Annotated in this window: 17 protein-coding genes (1 of these 17 only partly in view); 8 read left to right on the top strand and 9 right to left on the bottom strand. The window is 73.3% G+C overall.

Features of this window, described 5'->3' with window-relative positions; all coding sequences use genetic code 11:
- The 7 genes from WMF12_RS38705 to leuS all read right to left on the bottom strand — a co-directional run.
- On the bottom strand, window positions 1–549 hold the 5' portion of the coding sequence (locus tag WMF12_RS38705) for a hypothetical protein (protein WP_437853281.1). It extends 279 nt beyond the left edge of the window; 549 of the gene's 828 nt are visible here — the first part of the coding sequence; the start codon lies at window positions 547–549; the stop codon falls past the left edge of the window.
- 63 nt (window positions 550–612) lie between these two features.
- Window positions 613–3276, bottom strand: a complete 2664-nt coding sequence (locus tag WMF12_RS38700; protein ID WP_437853279.1) for an MGH1-like glycoside hydrolase domain-containing protein — start codon at window positions 3274–3276, stop codon at window positions 613–615.
- 71 nt (window positions 3277–3347) lie between these two features.
- On the bottom strand, window positions 3348–3875 hold the full coding sequence (locus tag WMF12_RS38695; protein WP_437853276.1) for a peptidylprolyl isomerase: 528 nt from the start codon (window positions 3873–3875) through the stop codon (window positions 3348–3350).
- A 59-nt stretch (window positions 3876–3934) separates the two neighbouring features.
- Window positions 3935–5311 (bottom strand): hypothetical protein, encoded by a 1377-nt coding sequence (locus WMF12_RS38690; protein ID WP_437853274.1) that lies wholly within the window; start codon window positions 5309–5311, stop codon window positions 3935–3937.
- Entirely contained in the window at window positions 5311–5925 is a 615-nt protein-coding gene (locus WMF12_RS38685) for a penicillin-binding protein activator LpoB (RefSeq protein WP_437853272.1), read from the bottom strand. Before WMF12_RS38685 ends, WMF12_RS38690 begins: the two co-directional genes overlap by 1 nt.
- 123 nt (window positions 5926–6048) lie before the next feature.
- Window positions 6049–7107 (bottom strand): trypsin-like serine protease, encoded by a 1059-nt coding sequence (locus WMF12_RS38680; RefSeq protein ID WP_437853270.1) that lies wholly within the window; start codon window positions 7105–7107, stop codon window positions 6049–6051.
- Between the two features lie 347 nt (window positions 7108–7454).
- Window positions 7455–10019, bottom strand: coding sequence for a leucine--tRNA ligase (gene leuS / locus WMF12_RS38675; RefSeq protein WP_437853268.1), 2565 nt, complete (start codon window positions 10017–10019; stop codon window positions 7455–7457).
- A 542-nt stretch (window positions 10020–10561) separates the two neighbouring features.
- Between leuS and WMF12_RS38670 the strand changes: the two genes are divergently transcribed.
- Window positions 10562–11944 (top strand): hypothetical protein, encoded by a 1383-nt coding sequence (locus WMF12_RS38670; protein ID WP_437853266.1) that lies wholly within the window; start codon window positions 10562–10564, stop codon window positions 11942–11944.
- Window positions 11945–12027: 83 nt separating this feature from the next.
- Window positions 12028–13500, top strand: coding sequence for a UDP-N-acetylmuramoyl-tripeptide--D-alanyl-D-alanine ligase (locus tag WMF12_RS38665; RefSeq protein ID WP_437853264.1), 1473 nt, complete (start codon window positions 12028–12030; stop codon window positions 13498–13500).
- A gap of 51 nt (window positions 13501–13551) precedes the next feature.
- On the opposite strand, the gene WMF12_RS38660 is transcribed toward WMF12_RS38665, so the two are convergent.
- Window positions 13552–14163, bottom strand: a complete 612-nt coding sequence (locus WMF12_RS38660) for a peptide deformylase (RefSeq protein ID WP_437853262.1) — start codon at window positions 14161–14163, stop codon at window positions 13552–13554.
- A 164-nt stretch (window positions 14164–14327) separates the two neighbouring features.
- Here WMF12_RS38660 and WMF12_RS38655 point away from each other — a divergent pair, with 164 nt between their 5' ends.
- The 4 genes from WMF12_RS38655 to WMF12_RS38640 all read left to right on the top strand — a co-directional run bounded on the left by WMF12_RS38655 (window position 14328) and on the right by WMF12_RS38640 (window position 20308).
- A complete protein-coding gene (locus WMF12_RS38655) occupies window positions 14328–16787 on the top strand; it encodes an MMPL family transporter (RefSeq protein ID WP_437853260.1) in 2460 nt (819 codons plus the stop codon).
- Between the two features lies 1 nt (window position 16788).
- Window positions 16789–18198 (top strand): hypothetical protein, encoded by a 1410-nt coding sequence (locus WMF12_RS38650; RefSeq protein WP_437853258.1) that lies wholly within the window; start codon window positions 16789–16791, stop codon window positions 18196–18198.
- Window positions 18195–19550: a hypothetical protein gene (locus WMF12_RS38645; RefSeq protein ID WP_437741724.1), complete on the top strand. Its 1356-nt coding sequence runs from the start codon at window positions 18195–18197 to the stop codon at window positions 19548–19550. Before WMF12_RS38650 ends, WMF12_RS38645 begins: the two co-directional genes overlap by 4 nt.
- Before the next feature lie 338 nt (window positions 19551–19888).
- Complete coding sequence (locus tag WMF12_RS38640; protein WP_012240018.1) at window positions 19889–20308, top strand: RNA recognition motif domain-containing protein; 420 nt, start codon at window positions 19889–19891, stop codon at window positions 20306–20308.
- Between the two features lie 114 nt (window positions 20309–20422).
- Here WMF12_RS38640 and nhaA read toward each other — a convergent pair whose 3' ends face one another.
- The gene (nhaA, locus tag WMF12_RS38635) at window positions 20423–21829 is read right to left on the bottom strand and encodes a Na+/H+ antiporter NhaA (RefSeq protein WP_437853256.1); all 1407 of its coding nucleotides are present in this window, start codon (window positions 21827–21829) and stop codon (window positions 20423–20425) included.
- Between the two features lie 155 nt (window positions 21830–21984).
- On the opposite strand from nhaA, the gene WMF12_RS38630 reads away from it, so the two are divergent.
- Together WMF12_RS38630 and glmS are read left to right on the top strand one after the other, a co-directional pair.
- Window positions 21985–23295: an MFS transporter gene (locus tag WMF12_RS38630; protein WP_437853254.1), complete on the top strand. Its 1311-nt coding sequence runs from the start codon at window positions 21985–21987 to the stop codon at window positions 23293–23295.
- A gap of 58 nt (window positions 23296–23353) precedes the next feature.
- Window positions 23354–25189, top strand: coding sequence for a glutamine--fructose-6-phosphate transaminase (isomerizing) (gene glmS, locus WMF12_RS38625; protein WP_437295205.1), 1836 nt, complete (start codon window positions 23354–23356; stop codon window positions 25187–25189).
- Window positions 25190–25247 lie beyond the last annotated feature (58 nt).

The following is a 25247-nucleotide window of genomic DNA, read 5'->3' as shown; positions in this document are numbered from 1 at the left end:
GAGGTGCTCCAGGTCGACAAGCCGCGTCGCGAAGGCGCCAACCACCGTGGCGAGCGCAATGCCCGCGAGCGCAGCGCTCATGGCGCGCGTGCCGCCGGCATCGGCTTTCACCTCGAGGACCTGAATGGCCACCACCATGGCCAGCGGCACCGTGTGCGCAGCGATCACGAGCACGACAGGGAGCGAGAGCTGTCCAACCCGTGAGAGCGACGCCACCGCCGCGCCCTCGCCGAACTGATGCGCGAGCACCGCGGCGTACCCCATCGCGAGCGCCGTCGTCGGCGTCCGGTGAGCCCCAGCATCGCCGAGCACGAAGCGCTCCAGCACCGCCGGCGCCAGGAAGCCAGACGCCGCCGCGAACAGCGCTAGCCAGCCGATCTCGGCGATCGCCTCCGGGAGCAGGTGAAGCAGCGCGATCGACGCCGCACCGACGAGGGCGAACGTCCGCAACGCAGACATCGCGCCCTCGCTCCTGTGACGGAACATCGCCGCAATGCCGCCCAGCATGACGGCCAACGCGAGGAGCGAGACGCCGAACGCCAGCGACACAGGCGCCCTCCTAGCACGGATCCGGTACGAACCGGTGATGAGCCGAACGCTATGTGGGGTGCGCTACGAACGCGGGTGGTCGTGCCGTTCCGTGCGGAGGATCAGGTCGCCCACGAGGGCAGTCCAGCCGGTCTGGTGCGAGGCGCCGAGCCCTGCGCCGGTGTCGCCGTGGAAGTACTCGAAGAAGAACAGGCGATCTCGGAATCGAGGATCACGCTGGAAGAGGGGGTGCTCGCCGTACACAGGGCGGCGCCCCTCGCGGTCGCGCTCGAAGATCGCGATCAGCCGGCGCGCGATCTCGTGCGCTCCGTCGCGGAGCGTGCGAGGGCCGTGGCCGCCGAGCGACGGGATCGTGAGCACGTCGCCGAAGCCGTGGTCGAGCCGGAGGAGCGAGCGGTAGAGCAGGTAGCCGAGCGGGAACCAGATCGGGCCGCGCCAGTTGGAGTTGCCGCCCTTCATGCGCGTGATCGACTCGCCCGGCTCGTAGCCGACCGTGTACTGCGCGTCGCAGGGCTCGAGCCCGAGCGAGACGGGCGCGGCCGCGTGCTCCTTGGAGAGCGAGCGCGGGCCGAACGGCGAGAGAAACTTGTCCTCGTCGAACAGGTGCGCGAGCACCCGCTCGAGGCGCCCCGGCGGCACCGCGGAGAGCACCTGGCGGCCGTCTGGACGTACGGTGATCGCCTCGGCTAGCGCGGGGTTCCTGCGGAGGAACCACTCGGTCCGGCGCCGGAAGTTCGCGAGCTTGCCGTAGATCTCCGGGGTGATCACGTGCACCGCGCAGAGCGGGATCAGGCCGACGGCCGATCGGATCTTCACGTGCCGCGGCTTCCCTCCGGCGATGAGGATGTCGAAGTAGAAGCCGTCCTCCTCGGACCAGAGCGGCAGCCGGCCGTCCGCCGTGTGGTGGAGCGCGTGCGCGATCCGCAAGAAGTGCTCGAAGAACTTGCTGGCGAGATCCTCGTACGCGGAGTTGTCGAGCGCGAGCTCCAGCGCGATGCGCATGAGGTCGAGGCAGTACATCGCCATCCACGCCGTGGCGTCCGCCTGCTCCAGGCGCATCCCGGGCGCGAGCCGCTCGCTGCGATCGAAGAGCGAGATGTTGTCGAGGCCGAGGAACCCGCCTTCGAAGACGTTGTGCCCCTCGGCGTCGCGCTTGTTGACCCACCAGGCGAAGTTGATGAGGAGCTTGTGGAACACCCGCTCCAGGAACACCCGATCGCCCTCGCCCCGCTGCTTCCGCTCGATCTTGTAGATCTGGTAGGTCGCCCAGGCATGCACCGGGGGGTTCAGATCCGAGAACTCCCACTCGTAGGCAGGCAGCTGCCCGTTCGGGTGCTGGTACCACTCCTTGACCATCATCTTCAGCTGGGCCTTCGCGAGATCGATGTCGAGCGAGGCCAGCGCGACCGCGTGGAAGGCGAGATCCCACGCCGCGAACCAGGGGTACTCCCACGCGTCGGGCATGGAGACGACATCGGCGACGGAGACGTGCCGCCAGTGGGCGTTTCGACCGCTCAGCCGCTCGGGCGGCGGCGCGTGCGCGTCGCCGCGGAGCCAGGTGTCGACGTCGTAGTGGTAGAACTGCATCGTCCAGAACAGCCCCGCCGCCGCCTGACGCTGGATGGCGCGGCGATCGTCGGAAAGGGCAGGGCCCTGGACGGCGAGATAGTACTCGTCCGCTTCCCCGCGCCGCGCCTCCAGGAGCTCGTCCGCGCCGTCGAAGGGGCAGTCCACCGGCTCGGGCGCGAGCCGGAGCAGGATCCGCCGGCTCCCGCCGGCCGGCACCTCGAAGCGATGCCAGCTCGCGGCCTTCGTGCCGCGGCGCTCGGCGTTCACCCGCGGCTCGTCGCCGTGGACGACCCGGTGATGGAACGCGTCCTTGACGTACGGTGTCCGCGAAGGGGCCCCATAGAGCCGCTCGCGGTTCGTCTCGTTGTTGGTGAAGAGCAGCTCCGGGCTGCCCTCGATGTACAGGTGATGCGCGCCCTGCTCGGGGTGCGCCGCGCGCAGCATCACATGACCGGCGTCGGTCTCCATGGCCCGGATCTCCGGGATCGGACCCGGAGGCTCGGTCCAGGACCATGTGTTGCGGAACCAGAGATGCGGGAGCACGTGGATCGGCGCGGCCTCCGGGCCGCGGTTCACCACGGTGATGACCATCAGGATGTCGCTCGGGCTCCGCTTCGCGTACTCGACGAAGATGTCGAAGTAACGATCCCCGTCGAAGGCGCCGAGATCGGGGAGATCTGCCTCGCCCTCCGAGAGTCCGCGGCCGCGCGCGGCGGCGACGAGCGCCTCGTAGGGGAACGGCCGCTGCGGGTACCGGTAGAGATAGCGCAGGTAGCTGGAGGTCGGCGTCGCGTCTTCGTAGTAGTAGATCTCCTTGACGTCCTCGCCGTGGTTGCCTTCCGGCCCGGTCAGGCCGAAGGCCCGCTCCTTCAGGATCGGATCCCGCTCGTTCCAGACGGCGACGGCGAGACACAAGATCTGGTGTCGGTCACAGATGCCGCCGAGCCCGTCCTCGTTCCAGCGATAGGCGCGGCTCCGGGCATGGTCGTGAGGGAAGTGCGCCCACGCGTCCCCGTTCGCGCTGTAGTCCTCGCGCACCGTCCCCCAGGCCCGCTCCGACAGGTAGGGGCCCCAGTGCTTCCAGCGCTGGAGGCGCTCGCGCTCTTCCTCGATGCGGCGGTGCTCGGCGGTCGGCGCAGCGCGGACGGTCCTCGTCATGCGCGCCACGCTAGGCGACGAAGGCCGAGGCGTCGAGCCCGCGGCCGGCGCGCGACGACCTGGAGCGGGCGCTACTCGGTGCGCTTGATGATGTGGAAGCCGAACGGCGTCTCGATGATCTCGCTCACCTCGCCGATCTTCAAGGCGAAGGCGGCGTCGGAGAAGCCCTTCACCATCATGCCGCGCTCGAACACCCCGAGATCCCCGCCGCGCTCGGCGGCGCCCGGCTCGTCGCTGTACTCCGCGACCGCCTCCTCGAAGCTCGCCCCGCCGCGGATCTTGAGGAGCGCTTCCTGCGCTCGCGCGCGGGCCTCGGCGCGCGTACGGCGGAGGCCCTCGGGCTTGCTCTTCGAGCCCTCGTGCATGACGAGGAGATGCCGCGCGCCGATCTGCTTGGGCTGACTCGCGAGCACCGCGCGCTCCCGCTCGATCGCGGCGTCCTCCTCGGCCGCCCGGATCGGCGCGGAGACCGCGAGGCCGCCGCCGACCCACGACGGCGAGGTGGCGAGCGCCCCGCAGGCGGTCGCGCAGAGGAGCGCGAGGGGCGAGCACGCCGAGAGCGCGTGAACCAGCACGGCGCGGAGATGAGGGCTACGCATCGGCGCGGAGACTGCCGCGGGAGGAGTGCGCCCGCAACCCTCCCGTCCGCGCGCGCCGCTCAGCGGAGGACCATCACCGGGACGAAGGCCCACCCGCCAGCGGCCACGCTCACCCGGGCGCGCCTCGACTCGCCGCGGACGCCGACGACCACGTCGTGCGTGCCCGCGCGGACGCGGGTCCGCGCGATCGCGATGCGCGCGGGGAGCGTCGACCATCCGCGCGTGTCCGGCGTGTCGAGCGCGGTCAGCGTCGCGCTCGTCAGCAGGCCGACGAGCAGGCCCAGCGGCCCGGAGTCCTCCGCGGCCGCCTCGGTGGCGCCCTGCGCGGCTTCGCCGGCCGCGATGCGGGCGACGGTCCTGGTGATGGCCGACAGGACGACGGTCCCCTCGCTCTTCTTCCAGGCCGCGCGCACCTGCGCCTCGACGTCGAGCGCCTGCTCCATCGGCTGGGAGCGCCCGTCGAGCTTCAGCGTGGGAATCGAATAGCCGCCCTTGCCCCGGGCGAGCGTCGGGTAGTTGACCCAGGTCACGAGCCCCTTCGCCGCGAGCTCGCTCGCCCGCGCGCGATCCGTCGGGCTGATGTCGTTGGCTACGAGCGTGAGCGCGAGGCCGATCGGAAGGCGCTGCGGCACCTTCTGCGGGACGCGCCCGAACCCGACGACGACGATGAGCTCGGCCTCGCCGGTCTCGTCGAGGGGCGGCGGCGGGGCCTCACCTTCGATCAACGCGGCGATGCGGGGCGACCTGGGCTCGCCGCGCGTGAGCGCGCGGAGCGGGCGGCGGAGCGACGGATACGACCCGTGGCGGAGGGCGTCGTCGTAGTGGAGGAGCGCCTCGTCAGCCTGGCCGCTCTTCTCGAAGGCGAGGCCCGCAAGGTAGCTGCCGAGGCCGAGGAGCGCCGTCTCGCCCTCGTGATCCCGCAGGTATCTCTGCATGATCGCGAGGCGGCGAGCCTCGACCCTGGCCCCGCTGAGGTCGCGCTGGGCCAGGTAGTTCATCATGTTGATGGTGTTGATGAGCAGCTTCTCGTAGGCAGGCGCCTTGTACGGGCCCACGTCGTCCGAGAAGAGGTATTTGCCGAGATCGTGGGCGGCCCCGCGCGACATGTCGAGCAGGTCGATCGACTTGTCCGCGGCCCCGAGATCGCGCGCGGACAGCCGGTAGCTGTCCATGCTGAGGAGGATGTTGCCGCGGTCGAGCAGGAGGAGCGCGTTGTCGCCCCGGAGCGCCGGGAGCTGAGCCGCGGTCTCGACCTCGAGCTGCTCGTTCAGCGCGGCCACCGCCTCGGCGGGAGCGCCGCGATCGAGCGCCTGGAGCGCGGTGCGCACGCGATCTTCATGTCCGCCGCAGGCAGCCTGCCAGAGGCCGAGGAGCAGCGCGAGAGGAGCCAGGGCCGCACGCTTGCGCCCCGCGAGGCTCGCGTGCCGCCGGCGCATCACTCCTGGATGAGCGCCTTGGTGAAGGCCGCCCTGTTCTGCCAGGCCACCGCGCTCGTGGCGACCTCGATGAGCTGCATGAACATGAAGTACTGGACGCGGCGCTCGTCCTCGGTGCGCTCATCGGCGGTGAAGACCTTGCCGGTGAGGTAGTACTTCGCGCCGAGCTGGCGGTTGTACTCGGCGATGTGGTTCGGATCGAACCCGCCGCCGTGCTGCTTCTCGACCTCCGCGACCATCTGCTGCTGGCGCTCGACGCTCACCACGGTGACGAGGCTCGCCCGGGCCAGGTACGTCTCGATATCGGACAGGAGCGCCTGAAGCTGGCTGTCGATGTGCTCGCTCGTCTGGTTCGACAGCGGATAGATGGCGAGCGTGGGCCGCGAGCCGTCGTGCGCCCACGCCTTGGCCACCGGAGAGGCCATCAGCGACGTCAGGTTCTCGTGGAGGAGCTGCTCGATGTCGCGCCTATCGATTCCCGTGCTCATCGCCGCGTCGTCGAGCCCCTCGACCTGATTGCCGCGCACGTAGGTGGGGCCGCAGCCGATGGGAAGCGAGGCGAGCGCGAGCGCCGCGAGCAGCGCGGCCGGACGGATGCTGGGCGAAATGGGCATGGACACTCCGCGGGGCAGGACGCCCGCATCCTAGCAGGCGAGGTGTGCGCTGGAGCTTCGATCAGGCGGAAATCGTGCTCTGCGGCGCGGCGCGCGCGTGGCGTGCGCGGCATGCGCGGCATGTCAGCCGCGGGACGTCCTGGCTCGCTTCCGCGCGAGCAGCGCGAGCATCGCGAGCAGCGCGCACGCAGCCGCGGCCCCGCTGTCGTCGCCGACGAGGGGGCCGTGCGCGCACGAGAGCCAGCGCTCATCGAGCGGCCGGCGCGAAGGCAAGCGCTCCGCGGGGTCCGACGCCGTGGCCCACCAGGGCGGGTCGTAGTCGCCGACGTCGGCGGCGCGCCTCGCCTCGGTCACGAGCCAGTCGCGATGGGCGATGAGCCCACCATAGATGGGGTCGGCGCAGCCGGCTGGCCCGCGCGACGTCACGCCGATGATCCGCCCCGCGACGTCGAGCGCCGGTCCGCCCGAGTCGCCGCTGCAGATGCCGTTCTCTCCGCGCCACTCGCCTCCTGTGACGCGCTCCTGCGTTCCGCACCCGTACCCGACGCACTCGACGTGGAGCCCATCGCGGCGCCTGCGGACGCCGCCGCCGCGCGATCTGCCCTCCGTGTCGCCGAAGCCCACCGCCGAGTAGACCTCGCTCTCCTCGGGCGGCCGATCGAGGCGCGGCGCGAGCGGCGTGACCTCGCTGCCGCCGAGCGGGGAGGACAGCACGACGAGCGCGATGTCGCGCCCGCAGACGGCGTTGCCGTCGGGCGGGCTGAGCAGCGCGCGCGCGCCGATCCACGGCGTGTCCGCAGCCCACAGGGCCCCGCCGAGCGTGGCGTAGACCTGCGAGGCATCGACCGGCTCACCGAACGTCGCCGTCTTGCAGGCGATGAGCTTGGGAGCTTCCGCGACGCAGTGCTGCGCGGTGAGCACCAGGTTGGGCGCGATCACGGTGCTCGAGCAGGTCCGCGCGACGCGCCCTCTGCGATCGGTGATGAGGAGCCCGGCGACCGCGCGGTCTCCAGCGTCTAGATACCCTCCCTTGATCTCCAGCGCGGCCTCGGCCGCGTCCTGCTCGTGCAGGTCCGCTTCGTCCGCGTCTCCAGCGCAGCCGGCCAGCGCGGCGGCGAGGAGGCAGCCAGCTCGGGTACACCATGCGGTGCTGTTCCGGCACACGGCCAGCCGCCTTTGCACGGCACCTGCCAGCCTGGGCTGTGCACCACCGCGCGCCCCGAGGGAGGAGAGGATTGCTTCCGGGGAAGCTCACGCGTCGGCGGAGCCACCCCGCTGCGCTGTGGTGCGGGATGCGGTCAGCGCGCCGATCGGGCTCATGTACACCCGAGCTCCGACCCTGTCGTCAACCGAGCGCAAGGCGCTGGAGCCCGAGGCTCCAGCGAGCAGGCGGCGCGGGCGCGGGGCCTCGCGCGCCCTGGAGCGCCTCCCTCGCGCTGCTATCCCGCGCGTCCGTTCGCGACGTCGCCGCGCTGCGAGCGCTCGTTTTCTCTCGGCGGCGCCGGAGCTCTCCGGGCGGCGCCGGAGCGTCAGCCGACCACGATGTTCACGATCTTCCCCGCCACGTAGATGAACTTCTTCAGCTGCTTGCCCGCGGCGAGGGCGGCCACGGTCTCCAGGCCGAGCGCGGCGGCTCGTGCCTCCTCCTCCGATGCCGCCTTCGCCAGCATCACGCGACCGCGGACCTTGCCGTTCACCTGCACCGGGATCTCCAGGACGTCGTCGACGCAGAAGGCCTCGTCGTAGGTGGGCCATGGCTCGTAGCTGAGTGAACGCTCGTGGCCGGTGAGCCGCCACAGCTCCTCCGCGAGGTGCGGCGCGAAGGGGGAGACGAGGAGGATCAGCCGCAGGACCGCCTCGCGCGGCGGCGAAGGCAGCGAGCTCAGGTGATTCACGAAGACCATCATCGCGGAGATGGCGGTGTTGAACGCCATCCCCTCGATGTCGCCGGTCACCTTCTTGATCGTCCTGTGGAGCTGCCGGCTCGTCGCGTCGTCCATCGCGTCCGAGAGCGGTCGCGTGCACGTCGCGAACACGCGGTCCCGGAACCGGACCACCCCCTGGATCTGCCCTGATTGCCAGGGCTTCACCGCCTCGAGCGGGCCCATGAACATCTCGTACATCCGCAGCACGTCGGCGCCGTGGGCCCGCACGATGTCGTCGGGGTTGATCACGTTGCCCCGCGACTTCGACATCTTCTCGTTGTCCTCGCCCAGGATCATCCCCTGATGGACGAGCTTCGCGAAGGGCTCGGGGTGCTTCACATGGCCGAGGTCGTAGAGCACCTTGTGCCAGAAGCGCGCGTAGAGGAGGTGCAGCACGCCGTGCTCCGCGCCGCCGACGTAGAGGTCGACGGGCATCCACGCGTCGTACGCGGCCTCCGAGAACGGCTCCGCGTCGTTCTGCGGATCGAGGAAGCGGAGGTAGTACCAGCACGAGCCCGCCCACTGGGGCATCGTGTTCGTCTCGCGCGCGTACCACTTGCCGTCCCGCTGGAAGAAGCGCCAGTCGACGGCGCGCGCCAGCGGCCCCGCAGGGTCGTCGCCAGGGCGGAAGTCGGCGAGCGGCGGCAGCTCGATCGGGAGGCTGGCTTCGTCGACCGCGATCGGCTGGTCGTAGCGGATCGTGTGCGCGGCGCCCTTCCTGGGATCGCCCTGCGGATCGGCGAGCTCGACGGGGAAGTAGATCGGGATCGGCTCGCCCCAGTAGCGCTGGCGGGAGAAGACCCAGTCGCGCAGCTTGTAGTTCACCTCGCGCTTGCCTCGCCCGAGCGCCTCGAGGCGCGCGATGACCGCGCGCTTGCACTCCTCCGTCGCGAGCCCGTCGAACTCGCCGCTCCGGACCGCGACGCCCGGGTCGACGTAGGCGGCCTCGAGCTGGTCGTGCAGGGTGCCGTCGGGGCTCACGACCTCGACGATGGGCAGCCCGTAGGTGCGGGCAAAGGAGAAGTCGCGCTCGTCGTGCCCTGGCACCGCCATCACGGCGCCGGTGCCGTAGCCGGCGAGCACGTAGTCGGCGACCCAGATCGGCACCTCCACGCCCGTGATGGGGTGGACGGCGACGAGGCCGGTGTCGACGCCGGTCTTCTCCCTCGCCGCCGCGGCGAGCCGCTCGCGATCGCTCTTGCCCGCAGCGGCCGCGACGTACGCGCGCACCGCCTCGCGGCGCGGCTCGGACGCGCCGCTCTCCGCGCTCGTGAGCCATGTCGTGAGCGGGTGCTCGGGCGCGAGCACGACGTAGGTGACGCCCATCAGCGTGTCGGGGCGGGTCGTGAACACGCTCAGCGCGCCCTTGCCCCATCCCTTGACCTCGAACGTGATGAGCGCCCCCTCCGAGCGGCCGATCCAGGAGCGCTGCATCGCCACCGTCCCTTCAGGCCAGTCGAGGAGGCGCAGATCCTCCGCCAGGCGGTCGGCGTAGGCGGTGATGCGGAGCATCCATTGCCTGAGCGGCGTCCGGTAGACCGGGTGCGAGCCGCGCTCGCTCTTGCCGTCGATCACCTCCTCGTTCGCAAGGACGGTCCCGAGCGCCGGGCACCAGTTGACGCTCACCTCGTCCTGGTACGCGAGCCCCTTCTTGAAGAGCTGGAGGAAGATCCACTGCGTCCAGCGCACGTAGCGCGGATCGGTCGTGGAGAGCTCTCGCGACCAGTCGTAGCTGAAGCCCAGCATCTTGAGCTGGCGCTTGAAGGTCGCGATGTTCCGCGCCGTCGTGTCGGCCGGGTGCGTGCCGGTCTCGAGGGCGTGCTGCTCCGCCGGCAGCCCGAAGGCGTCCCAGCCCATGACGTGCAGCACGTCGATCCCGCGCATGCGGAAGTAGCGGGACATGATGTCGGTCGCCGTGTACCCCTCGGGGTGGCCGACGTGCAGCCCCGACCCCGACGGATAGGGGAACATGTCGAGCACGTAGCGCTTCGCGCGGGCGGGGTCCGCGCTGCGGACGGCGCGGAAGGTCTCGCCTTCCTCCCACGCGCGCTGCCAGCGCGGCTCGACGGCGGCATGATCGTAGCGCGCGGGCTCACGCGGCTCGTTGGGAGAAGGTTCGGTGGAGGCGCGGGGGTCCATCGTCTCGGCGGCCATATCGCGACGTGCCATAGCACTGTGCTGCCGCGGTCGACAGCCGCCCCGCGGCGGCAGACGCCCGCGCCCCGGCGGGAGCGCCACGCCCGTCCACGGCGCGCCGCCGCCATGTCGAGAGTTCCCGACAAGCGTGGACAGCGCCTCGGTCCGAGCTCTGCCGTCGGAGACGCCCGCGCCCGAGAGGGCTGACCTCGCGCGCCGCCTCGCGCTCTCGAACCACCCGCGCGCCAGAGCGTCGTGCGCGCCCCCCCTGCTCGCCGGTGGCGCTGGCGAAAGCGCGCGCCTCGTGAGCGCCTCGGTGGCGGGACGAGCTCGCTCTTCATCGCGCCGACCCGAGGAGCGCACCCCTGGCGTCGCTATCCTGCGTCCGCGACGGGCGGTGTCGTCACGGCGCGGCGCTGCGTGGCGCCAGCGCCGACGAGCGGCAGCGCCTCGCGGGGCCGGGCGACGCGTCAGAAGGATGGCCGCACGCCGAGACTTGGGGGTAGATTGAGAGCGCTGTTCCGCTTCAGTGTGAGGCGGAGGGGTCGCGTGGGCGGTCCCTCCGAGGCGCGCGGATGACCGACAAACACGTTCCATGGGGAGCCCCCGAGAGTGAGAGGGCGGCGCAACCAGGCCGGCCGCTCCCGTCGGCGCACGGCTCGGGGATCCCTTTCCGGCCGCTGCCCGTGCCGCCGCTGATGGCGCCGGGCGCCCTGCGACCGCTCTCCGCGCAGTACGCGCTGAGCCCTCACCTCCAGCAGCAGAGCCCGCCCGCGTTCTCGGGGCCGATGCCGTCGGCGCCCGCGTTTTCGGGGCCGGCGGCATCGGCGCCCGCGTTCTCGGGCGCCATACCGGCGCCGGCGTTCTCAGGGCCAGCTCCCGCCGGGTACACCCAGCCGCCCACGGCGAGCGTCTCGGCGCGCGGAGGGACCCTTCCGCCCGGGCTCGTCTCGCAGCAGGACGTGCTCTCGGCCAGCGGCGTCTTTTCTCCGAGCGCGCTCCCGTTCATCTCGGCGCCGCCGCAGTCGGATCCGGTGCCTCCGAGCCAGCCGGCCTTCCAGCCGGCGCCGATCACGGACCGGATGGGCGCGAGCGCGGCGCAGCCGCCTGCGCCGGCAGCGCCGCCCGGGTTCGCGAGCCCCGGCTTCGGTGCGGCCGCGCCCGCTGCGCCAGAGGCCGCGCGCGCGCCGATGCCCTCGCTGCACGCCGGCCAGCCGCCTGCTCCGGCGGCGCCGCCCGGGTTCACGAGCCCTGGCTTCGGGGCTGCTGCGCCCGCCGCGCCAGAGGCCGCGCGCGCGCCGATGCCATCGCCTCACGCCGGCCAGCCGCCCGCGCCGGCGGCGCCGCCCGGGTTCGCGAGCCCTGGCTTCGGTGCCGCCGCGCCCGCCGTATCAGAGGCCGCGCGCACGCCGATGCCCTCGCTGCATGCGGGGATGTCGGCACAGGCCGGGCCGCCACCGGCCGCGGCGCCCGCGCCGGCGATGAGCGCAGCTCCCGGCGCGTCGGCGCACGGCGCGCCCCAGGCGGCCGGCGGGTGGGACGGAGCGGCCATGCCCCCGGCCGAGAGCCCGTGGGCCACCACGTCGGCGCGCCTCGAGATGCCGGCGCTCCCGTCGACCTTCGTCCAGGAGCGCCCGGAACCGCAGAAGCCACCCGCTGTCGTCGCGCCGCGGCGGCGGGAGGGCGGCAGGACGCTCATCATCGTGCTCAGCGTGATCCTGGCGGTGGCCTTGCTGGCGCTCATCGGGATCACGCTGTGGCAGAGCATGGGCGGCGGAGGACCGATCGCGATCGACTACAAGGAGCCGCCGCCCACGGCCGCCGAGGCGTCGCCAGAGCCCACCGTGAGCGTGACGGCGGCCCCCAGCGCGCCCGCCGCACCCCGCCCAGCCGCGCGCCCACGGCCGAAGAGCGACGACATCTACGACGAGGTCGAGAAGGAAAAGACCCGGCGCTGATGCGGCGCGACGCCGCACAGACGGGGCTCGCCGCAGGCGATTCGTTGGCCCCGCGCCCCGTTCCGTGCTGGTGATCGCCCGCGATGGCGACGCCGATCCCGCACAACCTTGCCCCCTTCTCCCTCGACGAGCTGGCGCGCGCGACCGGCGGGCGCGTGCTGAGGAGCGGGCCGGACGCGCGGGGCGTCTCGACCGACAGCCGGACGATCGCGCCAGGAGCGGCGTTCGTCGCGCTCGTCGGCGAGAGCTTCGATGGCCACAGGTTCCTCGACGCCGCCGCGCAGCGCGGGGCGGCCGCGTTCATCGTCTCGCGGGAGATTGCCCTGCCGCCCGGAGGAGGCGCGGTGCTCGTGAACGACGGCCTCGCGGCGCTCGGGGCGCTGGCCAGAGCGCACCGCGAGCGATGGCGGACGGGCGCCCACCCCGACGGGCCGCGGGCGATCGTCGCGATCGGCGGCTCGGCCGGCAAGACGACGACGACGCGGACCATCGCGGCGCTGCTCGCGGGGGTGGGCCGCGGCGAGGTGCACGCGACGGCGGGCAACCTGAACAACGCCATCGGCCTGCCGATGACGCTGCTCGGGCTCGAGGACCGCCATCGCTTCGCGGTCGTCGAGATCGGCACGAACCAGCGCGGCGAGGTCGCGGCCCTCGCGCGGATCGCGGGGCCGGATCTCGCCGTGCTGACGTCCATCGGCGTCGAGCACACCGAGGGGCTCGGCACGCTGGAAGACGTCGCCGCCGAGGAAGGTGATCTGCTCGCCGCCTTGCCGGCCGAGGGGGTAGCCCTCGGTAACGGCGACGACGCGAAGGTGGTCGAGCAGATCGAGCGCGCCGGCGCCGCGCGGCGGATCACCTACGGCTTCGGGGAGCGCGCGCAGATCCGGATCGCGGGGAGGCGGCCGGTCGGGGTGCGCGGCACCTCGGTGCGGATCGAGCGCGGAGGCGAGGCGCTGGAGCTCGTCGTCCCGCTGCTCGGCGAGGCGGGGGCGCTGGCGGCGGCGGCGGCCGTCGCGGTCGTGGAAGAGGCGGTCGGCGAGCCGCTCTCGACCGAGCGAGCGGCTCGCGCCGCCGCAGGGCTCGCGCCGCCGGGGGACGGGCGCCTGTCCGTCCGCGAGCTGCCGGACAGCACCGTGGTCATCGACGACAGCTACAACGCCAACCCGCTGTCGATGCGATCGTCCCTCAGGACGGCCGTCGAGGTCGCCGAGGCGCTCGGGAAGCGGCTGGTCCTGCTGCTCGGCGAGATGCGCGAGCTCGGCGCGCTCGCGGCGGCGGAGCACGACGCGCTCGGCGAGCAGGTCGGCGCCGCGCGCCCCGCCGCGCTCATCGCCGTCGGCGGCGAGGCGGCGCGGATCGCGCGCGCCGCCGAGGCTGCCGGCGTGCGGGCGTGGTTCGCCGTAGACGCGGACGCCGCGGCGGCCCGAGCGCAGGAGATCGTCGAGCGCGGTGATCTGGTGCTCGTGAAGGGCTCCCGCGGGATCAGGATGGAGCGGATCGTGAATGCCCTCGTCGCCAGCGCCGGGCGCGGCGCCAGCCCGTTGCCCTCGCCGTGAGCGCGCGTCCGCCGGTCGAGCGCGCTCGCCTCCCGGCGCGACGGGCCGCGGTCACGCGCCGAGCGCAGCCCGCGCCTCGGCGACGGACAGGCTGAGCAAGAGCTTCGCCTCCTCGTTGCTGCAGAAGGAGCGCGTGACCATGCGATCGACGTACAGCGTGCCGCGGAGGTGATCGACCTCGTGCTGGAGGATCCGCGCGGGCCAGCCCGTCGCTTCCCACCGGACCACCTTGCCCTCCTCGTCCACGCCGCTCACCTCGACCGACAGATCTCGCTCGACCAGCGCCATGTAACCCGGGACGCTCAGGCAGCCCTCGAAGAACGTCGTTCGCCCCGCGCCTGCCGCGTCCGGGAGCGACGGGGCGAGGACCCTCAGCGTCGGGTTGATGATCACCCTGAGCGGGAAGGGCACGCGGCCGCGCTCGGCGCGCTGGCCCGCCGTGAGGCGGGACATGAGCTCCTCGCTGTCTTCGAGCACGATCACCTGCTGGTCGACGCCGATCTGCGGCGCCGCGAGCCCCACGCCGGGCGCCTTGCGCATGACGGAGACCATCGTCGAGACGAGGTGCTTGAGCCGCTTCGTCCCGATCTCCTCGGGCGGGACGGGCGCGGCGGGCTTCCGCAGGACGGCTCTGCCTGCGAGGACGATCGGGGGGAGCTCCATGCTGCCGGGATGAATCGGCGCCCTCGTGAGCGCAAGCGTTGTGAGCTCGGGAGCATCGTCCGTGTGGGGGGGCCTCGCGGCGAGGCGAGCGTGAGGGTGGATGTCCTCGCGGCGAGGCGGGCGTGAGGGTAGAGGAGCGGCGCCGGGCACGGCCCGGCGTTTCCATGGCAGCACCTCCTCCGCCTCCGTCGGCTCGCGCGGACGCCCCCCGCCGGCCGCTCCGCCTCGTCGTCGTCGTCGCCCTCGCGGCGCTGACGCTCGCCGCCTTCGCCGCCGTGACGCTGCGGCTACAGCTCGAGCCGAACGTCGCCTCGCTCCTGCCGGAGCGCGGAGACGCCGCGGCGCTGCGCCGGTACGTGCGCGGGTTCGGGGGCGGCGACCTCGGCGTCGTGATGGTCAAGGGCGACGACCCCGACGAGAACGCGGCCGTGGCCGCGGAGATCGCGCGGGCCCTCGCGGCGCGCGCGACCGTGCAGCGCGCCGCCGATCGGATCGACGTCTCGCGCTCGCTCGATCCGTGGGTCGCGTTCCGGCACGCGGACGCGCGCGTGCGAGAGCGCCTCGCCGCCGCGCTCTCGCCCGAGGGGATGCGGGAGCGCCTCGCCGAGACGCGCGCCATGCTGCTCGCGCCGGGCGGCGGCGCCGCGGCGGAGACGATCGCGGCCGACCCGCTGCGCCTCTCGCAGCTCGTCTTCGAGTCCGCGGACATCGGATCCGGGGTGCGCACGCAGGCGGACGGCGCCTTCGCCACGGACGACGGCAAGGTGCACCTCGTCCTGGTGCAGCCAGCGGGGCAGGCGCTCCGCGGCGCCGACGCGCGGGCGTTCGTCGCGGACGCGAACGCCGTCCTCGGCCCGATCCGCGCGGCGCACCCCGGGCTCACGCTCGGGCTCACCGGCGGGCACGCCATCGCCGCGGCGACCGAGGCGATGCTCACGCGCGATCTCGCGATCTCGGGGTCGCTCTCGATGCTGCTCGCCTCCGTCGTCTTCGCGCTGCTCTTCCGCCGCCTGCGCGCCCTCGCCGCGGTGATGCCGCCGCTCGTGCTCGGGACCCTCTGGACCGCGGGGCTCGCCACGGCGCTCCCGGGCGGGCTCAGCGCGATCGCCGTCGCCTTCATGTCGGTGGTCGTCGGCGTCGGCGTCGACACCGGCGTCCACGTCTACGCCGCGCTGCTCGAGGCGCGGCGCGAGGGCCTCGATCCGGAGGCGGCCGCGCGCGCGGCGAGGGCGCGGACCTCCCGCGCGGTGCTCATCGCTGCCGTCACCGCGGCGGCGGCGTTCGGGGCGCTCGCGCTGTCGGACATCAACGCGCTCCGGCAGCTCGGGCTCCTGTGCGCCGCGGGCGAGGTCCTGACGGCGATCGCCATCGTCCTCGTGACGCCGGCCGTGGGCGCGTGGCTCGAGCGGGGGACCCCGCCGACCGAGGCGCCGGCGCGCTGGCCCGACGGCATCTACCGGCTGACCCGCACCCGGGGCCGCGCGCTCGCGCTCACGGGGCTCGCGGCGCTCCCCATCGCGGCGGTGTCGCTTGGCGCCTCCCCGCCGCTCGCGGAGGCCATCGTCGCGATCAGGCCGGCCGAGCTCGAGCCCCTCAAGGTACAGCAGGAGATCTTCGACGCGTTCGGCGGGCGGCGAGGGCAATGGGTGGTGCTCCTCGCGGACGGCGACCAGGAGCGCGCCCGCGCGCGCGGCGACCGGATCGCGGAGCGCCTCGCCTCGATGAAGGCCGACGTGGAGGCCGTCGACGCGCTCACCGCGCTCGCCCCCTCCGCCCCGACGCAGGCCGAGCGCTTCGCCGCGCGCGACGCGCTCGACCTGCCCGCCAAGGCCGACGAGCTCGCGCGCGCGCTCCGCGACACGGGCTTCGCGCCCGAGCGCTTCTCGGCGGTGCTCGACGGGATGCGCGCGCCGCCCCGGCAGGAGGTGGCGCTCTCCGATCTCGAGCGCGGCCCCGCGTCCATCCTGCTCTCGCGCTACCTCGGGGCGGACGGGGGCGAGGCGCTCGTCGCGCTGTACGTGCGGCCCCGCGAGGCCGGCTCGGTCGCGCAGATCGAGCGCGCGATCCGCGAGGAGGATCCGGGCGCCATGCTCACCGGCTACAGCCGGCTCGAGGCGTCGCTGCGCGAGACGCTCGCGCACGACATGCCGAGGATCGCGCTCGTCGCGGGCGCGCTCGTGCTGCTGGCGCTCTCCGCTTCCCTCCGCAGCGCGCGCGACATCCTGCTGGCCGCGCTCGTCGTCGCCTCGGAGATCTCCCTCGTCCTCCTGCTGATCCGGGTGCTCGGCATCCCCCTGCACGCGTACGACGCGCTCGTCATCCCGGTGCTGCTCGGGATCACGGTGGACGAGGGCATGTTCCTGCTCCACCGCGCCCGCGACATCGAGGCGGCGGGCGGCGGCGACGCCGTGATCCGCGAGACGCTGCGCCGCGAGGGGCCGGCGATCGCCGCCACGGCGCTGACCACGGCCGCGGGCTTCTCCGCGCTCGCGTTCTGCGGCTTCGACGGCCTCCGCGACCTGGGCCGGGTCGGAGCGCTGGGCAGCGCGGTCGGCCTCGTCGTCGCGCTCCTCGTGGTGCCTGCGGGGCTGCGGCTCTGGCCCCGGGCCCACGGACGCGCATAACATGTCGCCGTTGTCGCCCCGGGGCCTCCTCCTCGTCGCTCTCCTCGCGCTCGCGCGTCCCGCCGAGGCGCAGCCGTCTCCTCCGCCCGCTGCGGCGCAGCCTCCTGCATCGCCGGCGCCGAGGCCGCCGCGCTCGGCCGTGGCTCGCGCCGTCGACGCGCTCGTGCGCTCGCTCGACGCCGTGGACGGCCGCGCGCTCGTGGCCGCCGCGCCGCTGGTCTCCGACGCGCCCGCGCCGCGCGGCGCCCAGCTCGTGGCCACGCTCGCCGCCCAGGTCGCCGGCAAGCTCGGCGCCGGCGTGCGCGCGCAGAAGGACCCGATCCCGCTGCCGCTCGCGCGCGAGGCGGCGCGCGACGACGCGGCGCTCGTCCACCTCGTCGTCGAGATCGCGGCGGGGAAGCTGCGCGTCACCGCGGACGTGTACCCGGTGCCGCGCACCGTCTGGGCGCGCATCCGCGACCCGGAGCCGGGGCCCATCGCCCACGCCTACGCCGAGGCGCCCCTCGACGCGGAGATCCGCAGCTTCCTCGCGCCGATCCCGCTCGTCGCCGCCAGGGTCGACCGCGCCAAGAACTTCGAGGGCGACGTGGTCGCGCTCGCGTGCGGCGATCTCGACGCCGACGGGGCGCTCGAGCTCCTGAGCGTGAGCCGCCGGCGCGTGACGACGCTCCGCCTCCGCGGCGGCCGGGTCGTGCCGCTCGCGTCGCGCCCGTGGCCGGACGTAGTCGCGGTGCACCCGGCGCCGCTCCGCGAGCCGCTCGCGTTCGCCACGCTCGTCGAGCGCGCGAGGGACGGCGAGCGCCTGCCGCCGTTCGCCGACGTCGGGCTCACCGACCGCGCGCGCAGCGTCCGCTTCGACGGCGAGCTGAAGGCGCTCGCCGAGCTGCCGGGGCTGGCGATCCCGGACGCGGGCGGCTCGGCCTGCACGACGGCGTGGGGGACGCTCCTCACGGGCCCGCTCGGGCCGTGCGCCCCGGCCGATCCCCCGCCGGCGACCGCGTCGCTCTCCGGCCGGTACGACGCGCTCGCGTCGGCGCAGCTCCTTTCCGCGCAGGGCGAGCCCTTCGCGGTCTGGGCGACGCGCGAGCGCGGCGCGGTCGAGCTCCGGGACAGCGCGGGCCGCCGCAAGGTCGTGGGCAGCGCCGGGGCGCAGCTCGCGGTCGGCGATCTCGATCAGGATGGAGAGCCCGAGCTGCTCGCCAGCCTCGACGTCCTCGATCCGCTCGAGGATGCCGTCGTGGTCTGGTCGTGGCGGCGCCGGGAAGGCGGCCCGGCCCGCGCGGCGCCAGAGGAGATCCTGCGCTTGCCGGCGCCGGCGGGGGTGCGCGCCCTCGCGGTCTGTCCGCCCGACGGGGCCGGGCGCGCCCCGTTCGCCGTCGCGACAGCAGACGAGATCTGGGTGGTGCGGTGAGCCTCCCGCGCCGCGCCTTCCTCGGCGGCGCCGGCGCGCTGCTCGGCGCGGCCGCCCTCCCGGAGGGCGCGCGTGCGATGGGGCGCACCCCGCTCGGCGGCCGCCTCTCGATGCACCTCCCGTGGCCGACGAGCTCGCTCGATCCGCACGAGCTGAGCGATCCCGCCGCGGCGCTGTTCGCGCCCGCGATCGCCGACAGCCTCTACGGGCTCGACGCGTCCGGGAACCCGTACCCGACGCTCTCGTCCGCGCTGCCGTCGCGCGAGGCGGATGGCGCGGTCGTGCGCCTCCGCGAGGGGTTGCGCACCGCGCGCCTGCTCAAGCTCGACGGCCGCGACATCGTGAGCTCCGTCGAGCGCGCCCGCGCTCGCGGCGCCGCCGCGGCGCTCGCCGACATCCCGAGGCCCGAGCGGCACCCGAGGGATCCGCTCGCCGCGGTGTTCCCGCGCGCGGATCCCGCCCGCGTCGCCCGCGCGCTCGCGTCGCCGATGGTCGCGCTCCTGCCGCGTAGCTTCGACGCTGCGGCGCCGGATGGCACCGGCGCGTTCCGGGCCGACGTCGGCCCGGGGCAGATCACGCTGACGCGCAACGACGTCGCCGCGCGCGGCGCTGCCTTCCTCGACGCGATCGAGGTGATCCGCTCCGAGGACCTGACGACGTCGCTGCGCGCGTTCGAGACCGAGCGCGACGACCTCGGCTGGCTCGGCGCCGGCCTCCACACGAACCGCCGCGGCGCCGTCCGCTTCGATCTGGGCGTCGCCGGGTGGATCGTGCTCACGACGGGCCCCGACGCCGGGCTCTTCGGTCAGCCTGGCGTCGCGCAGCGGCTGGTCGACGCGCTGCCGCCCGAGCGCCTCGCGCACCTCGGCCTCGTCGGCCTCCCGAGGGCGCACGGCGATCCCGCGTGGGGAGGGCCCCCGGCGTCGCTGCTCGTGGACGAGTCAGCCGCCCACCTCGTCGAGGTCGCCGAGGCGGTCGCGCCGATCCTCTCGCGGCCTGGGCACGAGGTCACCGCGGAGCCGGTGGCGCGGGCGGAGCTCGGGCGCCGCCGCGCCCGCGGGAAGGCGACGCTCGCGATCGAGCTGGTGCGCCCGCTCGGCCCCGGGCCCCTCGGCGCGCTGCTCGCCCTCGCGACCGCCGACGATCGCAGCCGCGCCCTCGACCTCGCCCGTCACCCGCCCCGCCTCGTGCCCGGCGCCGCCCCCCGCTCGCTCACCGCGACGCTCCGCCTCGGCGTGGTCGCCGAGGTCCGGATCGCGGGCGGCGTGCTGCCGGACGTCGCGCTCGCGCGCGCCGCCAGCGGCGAGGGCTGGGATCTCGGCGCCACCTTCCGCCGCCCAGCAAGGCGCTGATGTGTGCCTACCCCCGCGCGGAAGCGAGCGCGACCGCGCGGCGGCTGTTCGGGACGTCCGGGCGAGCGTCACGGCGATGGGGACCGCTTCGAGTGCTTGCGCGGTGGGGACATTTGGTTACTATCGGCTGGTCACGAACGTCACTGGCACTCGACACGACGCTTCTCTTCTCGGGGATCGCGGATTGATCGCGGACTGGACGACGCAACGTGTGGCGCACCGGGGGCTCCTCCCCAGCGCCGCCCCCCCTCGATCCCCCACGGCTCCATCGGGGCGGCAGGGCACTGTTCGGCACCGAAGCTGACGCATCTCGCAGAGCCGTGAAGTGAATCAGTGTCATGGGTACTCGCCTCTACGTTGGTAATCTCCCCTTCTCCGCCACCAAGGCCTCCGTGCAGGCCGCGTTCGCTCAGAGCGGCGAGGTGACGGATGTACACATCGTGACCGACCGCGAGAGTGGGCAGTCGCGTGGCTTCGGGTTCGTCACGATGGGCACGCCTGAGCAGGCCCAGCAGGCGATCGAGAACATGAACGGCGCCATGATGGACGGCCGTCCGCTTCGCGTGAACGAGGCGGAGGAGCGGGTCCAGCGCGGCGGCGGCGGCGGCGGCGGTTACGGCGGCGGCGGCGGCGGCGGTTACGGCGGCGGCGGCGGCGGCGGTGGCCGCGGCGGTCGTGGCGGTGGCGGCGGCGGTTACGGCGGCGGCGGTGGTGGCGGCCGCGGCGGTCGTGGCGGTCGCGGCGGCGATCGGTACTGAGCCGGGCTAGGCCGACGTTTTAGCGGCGGTGCCTCTCCCCAGAGGCGCCGCCGTTCTCGTTCGTGCGCTGACTTGTGCGGCGACCGCCGTCACGCGCTCCGAGGCCCCGGTCGATCAGTACTCCGTCGATGCCTCCGCCTCATCGGCCGTCGCGGCGATCTGGCCTGCTTCCGCGGGGCGGAGCACGAGCTTGCCGACGGCCATCCCGACAAGGGCCGAGAACAGCGACCCGAGCAGGACGGCGAGCTTCGCGACCCCGAGCCTTTGCCCCGTTCCGAACGCGAGCCCCGCGACGAAGATCGCCATCGTGAAGCCGATGCCCGCGACGCATCCCACGACGAGCACGCCTCGCCAGAGGACGCCGCGCGGGAGGGCGGCGAGGCCGAGCTTCACCGACAGGAAGCACGCGACCATGATCCCGAGCGGCTTGCCCATCGTCAGGCCGAGGACGACCCCGAGCAGCAGCCGCGTCGAGCCCGCCGCGCCGAGGTGCACGTCGCCGAGGCTCACGCCCGCGTTGGCGAGCGCGAAGAGCGGCATGATCCCGTAGGCGACCCACGGATGCAGCGTGGCCTCCAGGCTCACGACGGGCGGCAGCGCCTCGCGCCGCGCCTGCGCGAGCTGCGCGAGCGGCCCGGTGAGCTCGCGCGCGTCATGCCCGCCGGTCGCGCGCTCCTGGAAGTCCTGCAGCGCCCTCCGGGCCTCGGCGAGGAAGCCCTCCTCGCCGAACCAGGGATGCACCGGCGTGAGCAGGCCGAGCAGGACACCCGCGATCGTGGGGTGCACGCCGGCGCTCAGCAGTCCGGCCCAGATGACGACGCCGGGCGCGGCGTAGACCGCAGGCGAGCGGGCGCCGAAGCGCTGAAGCGCGAGCACGCCCGCGATGCCCAGGGCCACGAGCCCGAACCCCGCGACCGAGATGCTCGACGAATAGAAGATGGCGATGACGAGGATCGCGCCGATGTCATCGATGATCGCGAGCGCGAGGAGCAGCACGCGCAGCGCCGCCGGGACGCGGTTGCCGAGCAGCGCCAGCGCGCCGACCGCGAACGCGATGTCCGTCGCCATCGGCACGCCCCATCCGCTGCGCTCCGGCGGGCTCGGGTTCAGCGCGAGGTAGATGAGCGCCGGGAAGAGCATGCCCCCGAGCGCGGCCGCGACGGGCAGCACCGCCCGCTTCAGGACGGAGAGCTCGCCCTGATGGATCTCGCGCCGGATCTCGAGCCCGACGACGAAGAAGAAGATCGTCATCAGCCCGTCGTTGATCCAGAAATGGAGATCGCGCTCAACGACGTAGGAGCCGACGCCGAGCCTCACCGGCGTGTGCCAGAGGCGCTCGTACGAAGCTGCCCGGGGAGAGTTCGCCCACGCGAGGGCCACCGCGGTGGCGATGAGCAGGACGATGCCGCTCGCCGCCTGGACGTGGAGGAACCGCTCGAGGGGCTGGAAGATCCACAGCGCCAGGCGGCGCGCGGGCAACCAGGTTCCGGGCGGAGCGTTGCGGAGGTCCGAGGTGCCCATCCCGCGCGTACGGTAGGGCGCCCCACGGCGATCGAGAAGCGGCAATGACCCGAGCTCCGCGCTTCCGGGGCGCGGAGCTTGCTCCTTTGCCTGGCGGGCGTCAGAGACCGGCACGCTGAACGCCCCTCGCGCTCGGGGCGGGCCGCTCACAGCCGATGCCTCCTTCCAACCCTTCAGAGCACAGGCCGTCGCCGCGGGCGATATCGCTTTACTACTTCGGTATCTTCGCCGTCCTCGGCGTGTACCTGCCGCTGTTCCCGAGCTGGCTGGAGGCGCGGGGGATCCAGGGTCTCGCGATGGGGGCGATCGCGGCGACGCTCCCGGCGATGGGCCTCATCGCGCCGCCGGTGTTCGGCTTGATCGCCGACTCGCTCGGCGTGCGGGTGTGGCTGATCCGGGCGGCCTGCGCCGGCGCCTTCGTCGTGTTCGCGCTGCTCGCGCTGTCGTCGGCGCTCGGCGTGTCGCTCGGCTTCGCCGGCCTCTTCGTCGCGGCGCTCGCGTTCGCTTTCTTTCGATCGCCGATGTTCATGATGGCCGACGTCGTCGCGGTGGAGGCGTCGGCGAGCTCCGGCATCGCGTACGGCAGGCTCAGGCTCTGGGGCTCGATCAGCTTCGCGCTGATGGCGATCGCCAGCGGAGCCCTCGTCGATCCCGCGCGGCCGGCCGCGTTTCCCGCCACGATCGCTGCCTGCCTGCTGATCGCGTTCGCCATCTCGTGGGCCCTTCCGGCGCGCGGCGAGGCGCCCTTCCGTCGGTCCGGCCTGCGCGACGGAGCGGCCGACGCCGCCGGCGCTGCGCGCTCTCCGGCCGCCGGAGGCTCCGTGCGGCAGCGCGCCCGTGCCCTCCTCCAGAGCCACGATTTCCGCCTGTTCCTCGCGGCATCGTTCCTGGCCCAGAGCGCCACCTCTTCGTACGATCTCTGTTACACGCTGCACCTGCGCGACATCGGTTTCCCCGAGTCGCTGGTGGGGGTCGCGTGGGCCGTCGGCGTCGCCGGCGAGATCGCGCTCATGGCGTTCTCCGGTCCCCTGCTCAAGCGGTTCGCTCCGCCCACGGTGCTCGCGTTCGCCTTCGCGGGCGCCTCGCTCCGCTGGGCGTTGCTCTCGTATGTGCGCTTCTGGCCCGCCCTGCTGGCCATCCAGCCGCTCCACGCGGTCTCGTTCGGCATGATGTGGGTCGCCTCGCTCGCTTACACGCGGGATCGCTCCCCGCCTGAGATCCTCGCCACGGCGCAAGGGCTCTTTTCGGCGAGCGCTGGCGCCGGATCCGTCGTCGGGATGCTCGTGTGGGGTGAGCTCTACAAGCGCGGGGGCGGCACCCTCACTTTTGGGGTCGCCTCGATCACGGCGTTGATAGCATTCGTCCTGGCTGTGACCTTCGCGCGATCAACGCGGCCAACGGGACCGACGCGGCGTTCACCGTCAGGGGGCTCAATTTTCTCTGTCAGCTCCCGGTGCCAGGAGTAACGTTCCATTTTCCGCCGCACGCGTAGGCGCGCGCGGGCACTACCTGAACGAGGCGAGCATGTGCGGGATCGTCGGATACGTTGGGTCAAAAAAGGCGGCGCCGATCATCGTCGAAGGGCTACGGAAGCTCGAGTATCGAGGCTACGACTCGGCCGGCATCGCCATTCATGACGGCAAGGGCATCGAGATCGTCCGGACGCTCGGCAAGCTGATCAAGCTCAGCGAGGCGCTCGAGAAGCGGACCCTCGACGGCACGACCGGCATCGGCCACACGCGGTGGGCGACGCACGGCCGCCCGAGCGAGGTGAACGCCCACCCGCACTCCGCGGGCCCGGTGGCCGTCGTGCACAACGGCATCATCGAGAACCACGTGGCCGTCCGGCAGCAGCTGGAGAGCCAGGGGGTCAAGTTCCTCTCCGACACGGACACCGAGATCGTCGCTCACCTCGTCCACCGCGAGCTCCAGAAGGGCGCGAAGTCGCTCTTCGAGGCCGTGCGCGGCGCGCTCCGGCAGGTCCACGGCGCCTACGCGATCGCGGTCCTCTCGCGCGATGAGCCCGACGTCATCGTCGCCGCCCGGTACGGCTCGCCGCTCGTCGTCGGCGCCGGCGAGAACGAGATGCTGTGCGGCAGCGACATCCCCGCGCTGCTCGCGCACACCCGCGACATGATCTTCCTCGAGGACGGCGACATCGTCGAGCTGCGCGCGAGCGGCGTCCGCATCGAGACCGTGGCCGGTGGCGAGAAGGTCGAGCGGCGCGTGAAGCGCATCGACTGGAGCCCCGTCCAGGCGGAGCGCGGCGGCTACAAGCACTTCATGCTGAAGGAGATCCACGAGCAGCCCGACGTCGTCGAGGCCACGCTGCGCGGCAGGATCGATCTCGCCGCCGGCGACGTGCACGCGACCGAGATGGGGGTCACGCCCGAGTTCGCGAAGGAGCTGCGCCGGGTCTACATCGTCGCGTGCGGCACGAGCCACCACGCCGGCATCGCCGGGCGTTACTGGATCGAGCAGCTCGCCAGGGTCCCCACGGTCGTCGAGCTCGCGAGCGAGGTCCGCTACCGCGAGCCGATCTTCTTCCCCGACGATCTCGTGATCGCCATCAGCCAGTCGGGCGAGACCGCCGACACGATCGCGGCGCTCAAGGCGGCGAAGGCGCAGGGCGCCAAGGTGCTGGCGCTCTGCAACGTGCTCGACAGCGCGATCCCGCGCCTCTCCGACGGCGCGCTCTACACGCACGCGGGCCCCGAGATCGGCGTCGCCTCGACCAAGGCCTTCACCACGCAGCTCGCCGCGCTGCTCCTGCTCGCCGTCTACCTCGGCCGCCGCCGCGACTCGCTGCCGGCGGAGCGCGGGCGCGAGATCCTCCAGGCCCTCTGGGAGATCCCGAGCCACATGCGCGAGGTGCTCGGCGACGCCGACTACGTGCACGCGATCGCGAAGCGCCTCGTCCACGCGAAGGACGTCCTGTTCCTCGGGCGCGGCCTCGGCTTCCCCATCGCGCTCGAGGGCGCGCTCAAGCTGAAGGAGATCTCGTACGCGCACGCCGAGGGCTACGCGGCCGGCGAGATGAAGCACGGGCCGATCGCCCTCATCGACGAGGCGCTCCCCGTCATCGTCGTCTGCCCGCGCGACGCGCACTACGACAAGACGTTCTCCAACCTGCAGGAGGTCCGGGCGCGCGAGGGGCAGGTCGTCGCGATCGCCACGAAGGGCGACGAGTCGATCCTCGAGATCGCTCAGCACCACGTCTGGATCCCCAAGGTGCCGGACGAGGTCGGGCCGCTCCTTACCGTGCTCCCGCTCCAGCTCATCGCCTATTACGTCGCCAACCTGAAGGGCAACGACGTCGATCAGCCGCGCAACCTCGCGAAGACGGTCACTGTCGAGTAACGAGCAACGTCGCTCTCGCGGCGCGGCATCCCCGCCGCGGCGAGCGGCCTCCTCTGCC

This window comes from Sorangium sp. So ce363 (assembly GCF_051520435.1).
Lineage (GTDB): Bacteria > Myxococcota_A > Polyangia > Polyangiales > Polyangiaceae > Sorangium > Sorangium cellulosum_B.
This window is presented reverse-complemented; position numbering and strand designations above follow the sequence as displayed.

Excerpts from the sequence above, each read along its gene's own strand:
- WMF12_RS38700 (WP_437853279.1), bottom strand. The coding sequence starts at position 3,276 with ATGACGAGGACCGTCCGCGCTGCGCCGACCGCCGAGCACCGCCGCATC.
- WMF12_RS38695 (WP_437853276.1), bottom strand. The coding sequence starts at position 3,875 with ATGCGTAGCCCTCATCTCCGCGCCGTGCTGGTTCACGCGCTCTCGGCG.
- WMF12_RS38690 (WP_437853274.1), bottom strand. The coding sequence starts at position 5,311 with ATGCGCCGGCGGCACGCGAGCCTCGCGGGGCGCAAGCGTGCGGCCCTG.
- WMF12_RS38685 (WP_437853272.1), bottom strand. The coding sequence starts at position 5,925 with ATGCCCATTTCGCCCAGCATCCGTCCGGCCGCGCTGCTCGCGGCGCTC.
- leuS (WP_437853268.1), bottom strand. The coding sequence starts at position 10,019 with ATGGCACGTCGCGATATGGCCGCCGAGACGATGGACCCCCGCGCCTCC.
- WMF12_RS38670 (WP_437853266.1), top strand. The coding sequence starts at position 10,562 with ATGACCGACAAACACGTTCCATGGGGAGCCCCCGAGAGTGAGAGGGCG.
- WMF12_RS38665 (WP_437853264.1), top strand. The coding sequence starts at position 12,028 with ATGGCGACGCCGATCCCGCACAACCTTGCCCCCTTCTCCCTCGACGAG.
- WMF12_RS38660 (WP_437853262.1), bottom strand. The coding sequence starts at position 14,163 with ATGGAGCTCCCCCCGATCGTCCTCGCAGGCAGAGCCGTCCTGCGGAAG.
- WMF12_RS38655 (WP_437853260.1), top strand. The coding sequence starts at position 14,328 with ATGGCAGCACCTCCTCCGCCTCCGTCGGCTCGCGCGGACGCCCCCCGC.
- WMF12_RS38650 (WP_437853258.1), top strand. The coding sequence starts at position 16,789 with ATGTCGCCGTTGTCGCCCCGGGGCCTCCTCCTCGTCGCTCTCCTCGCG.
- WMF12_RS38640 (WP_012240018.1), top strand. The coding sequence starts at position 19,889 with ATGGGTACTCGCCTCTACGTTGGTAATCTCCCCTTCTCCGCCACCAAG.
- nhaA (WP_437853256.1), bottom strand. The coding sequence starts at position 21,829 with ATGGGCACCTCGGACCTCCGCAACGCTCCGCCCGGAACCTGGTTGCCC.
- WMF12_RS38630 (WP_437853254.1), top strand. The coding sequence starts at position 21,985 with ATGCCTCCTTCCAACCCTTCAGAGCACAGGCCGTCGCCGCGGGCGATA.
- glmS (WP_437295205.1), top strand. The coding sequence starts at position 23,354 with ATGTGCGGGATCGTCGGATACGTTGGGTCAAAAAAGGCGGCGCCGATC.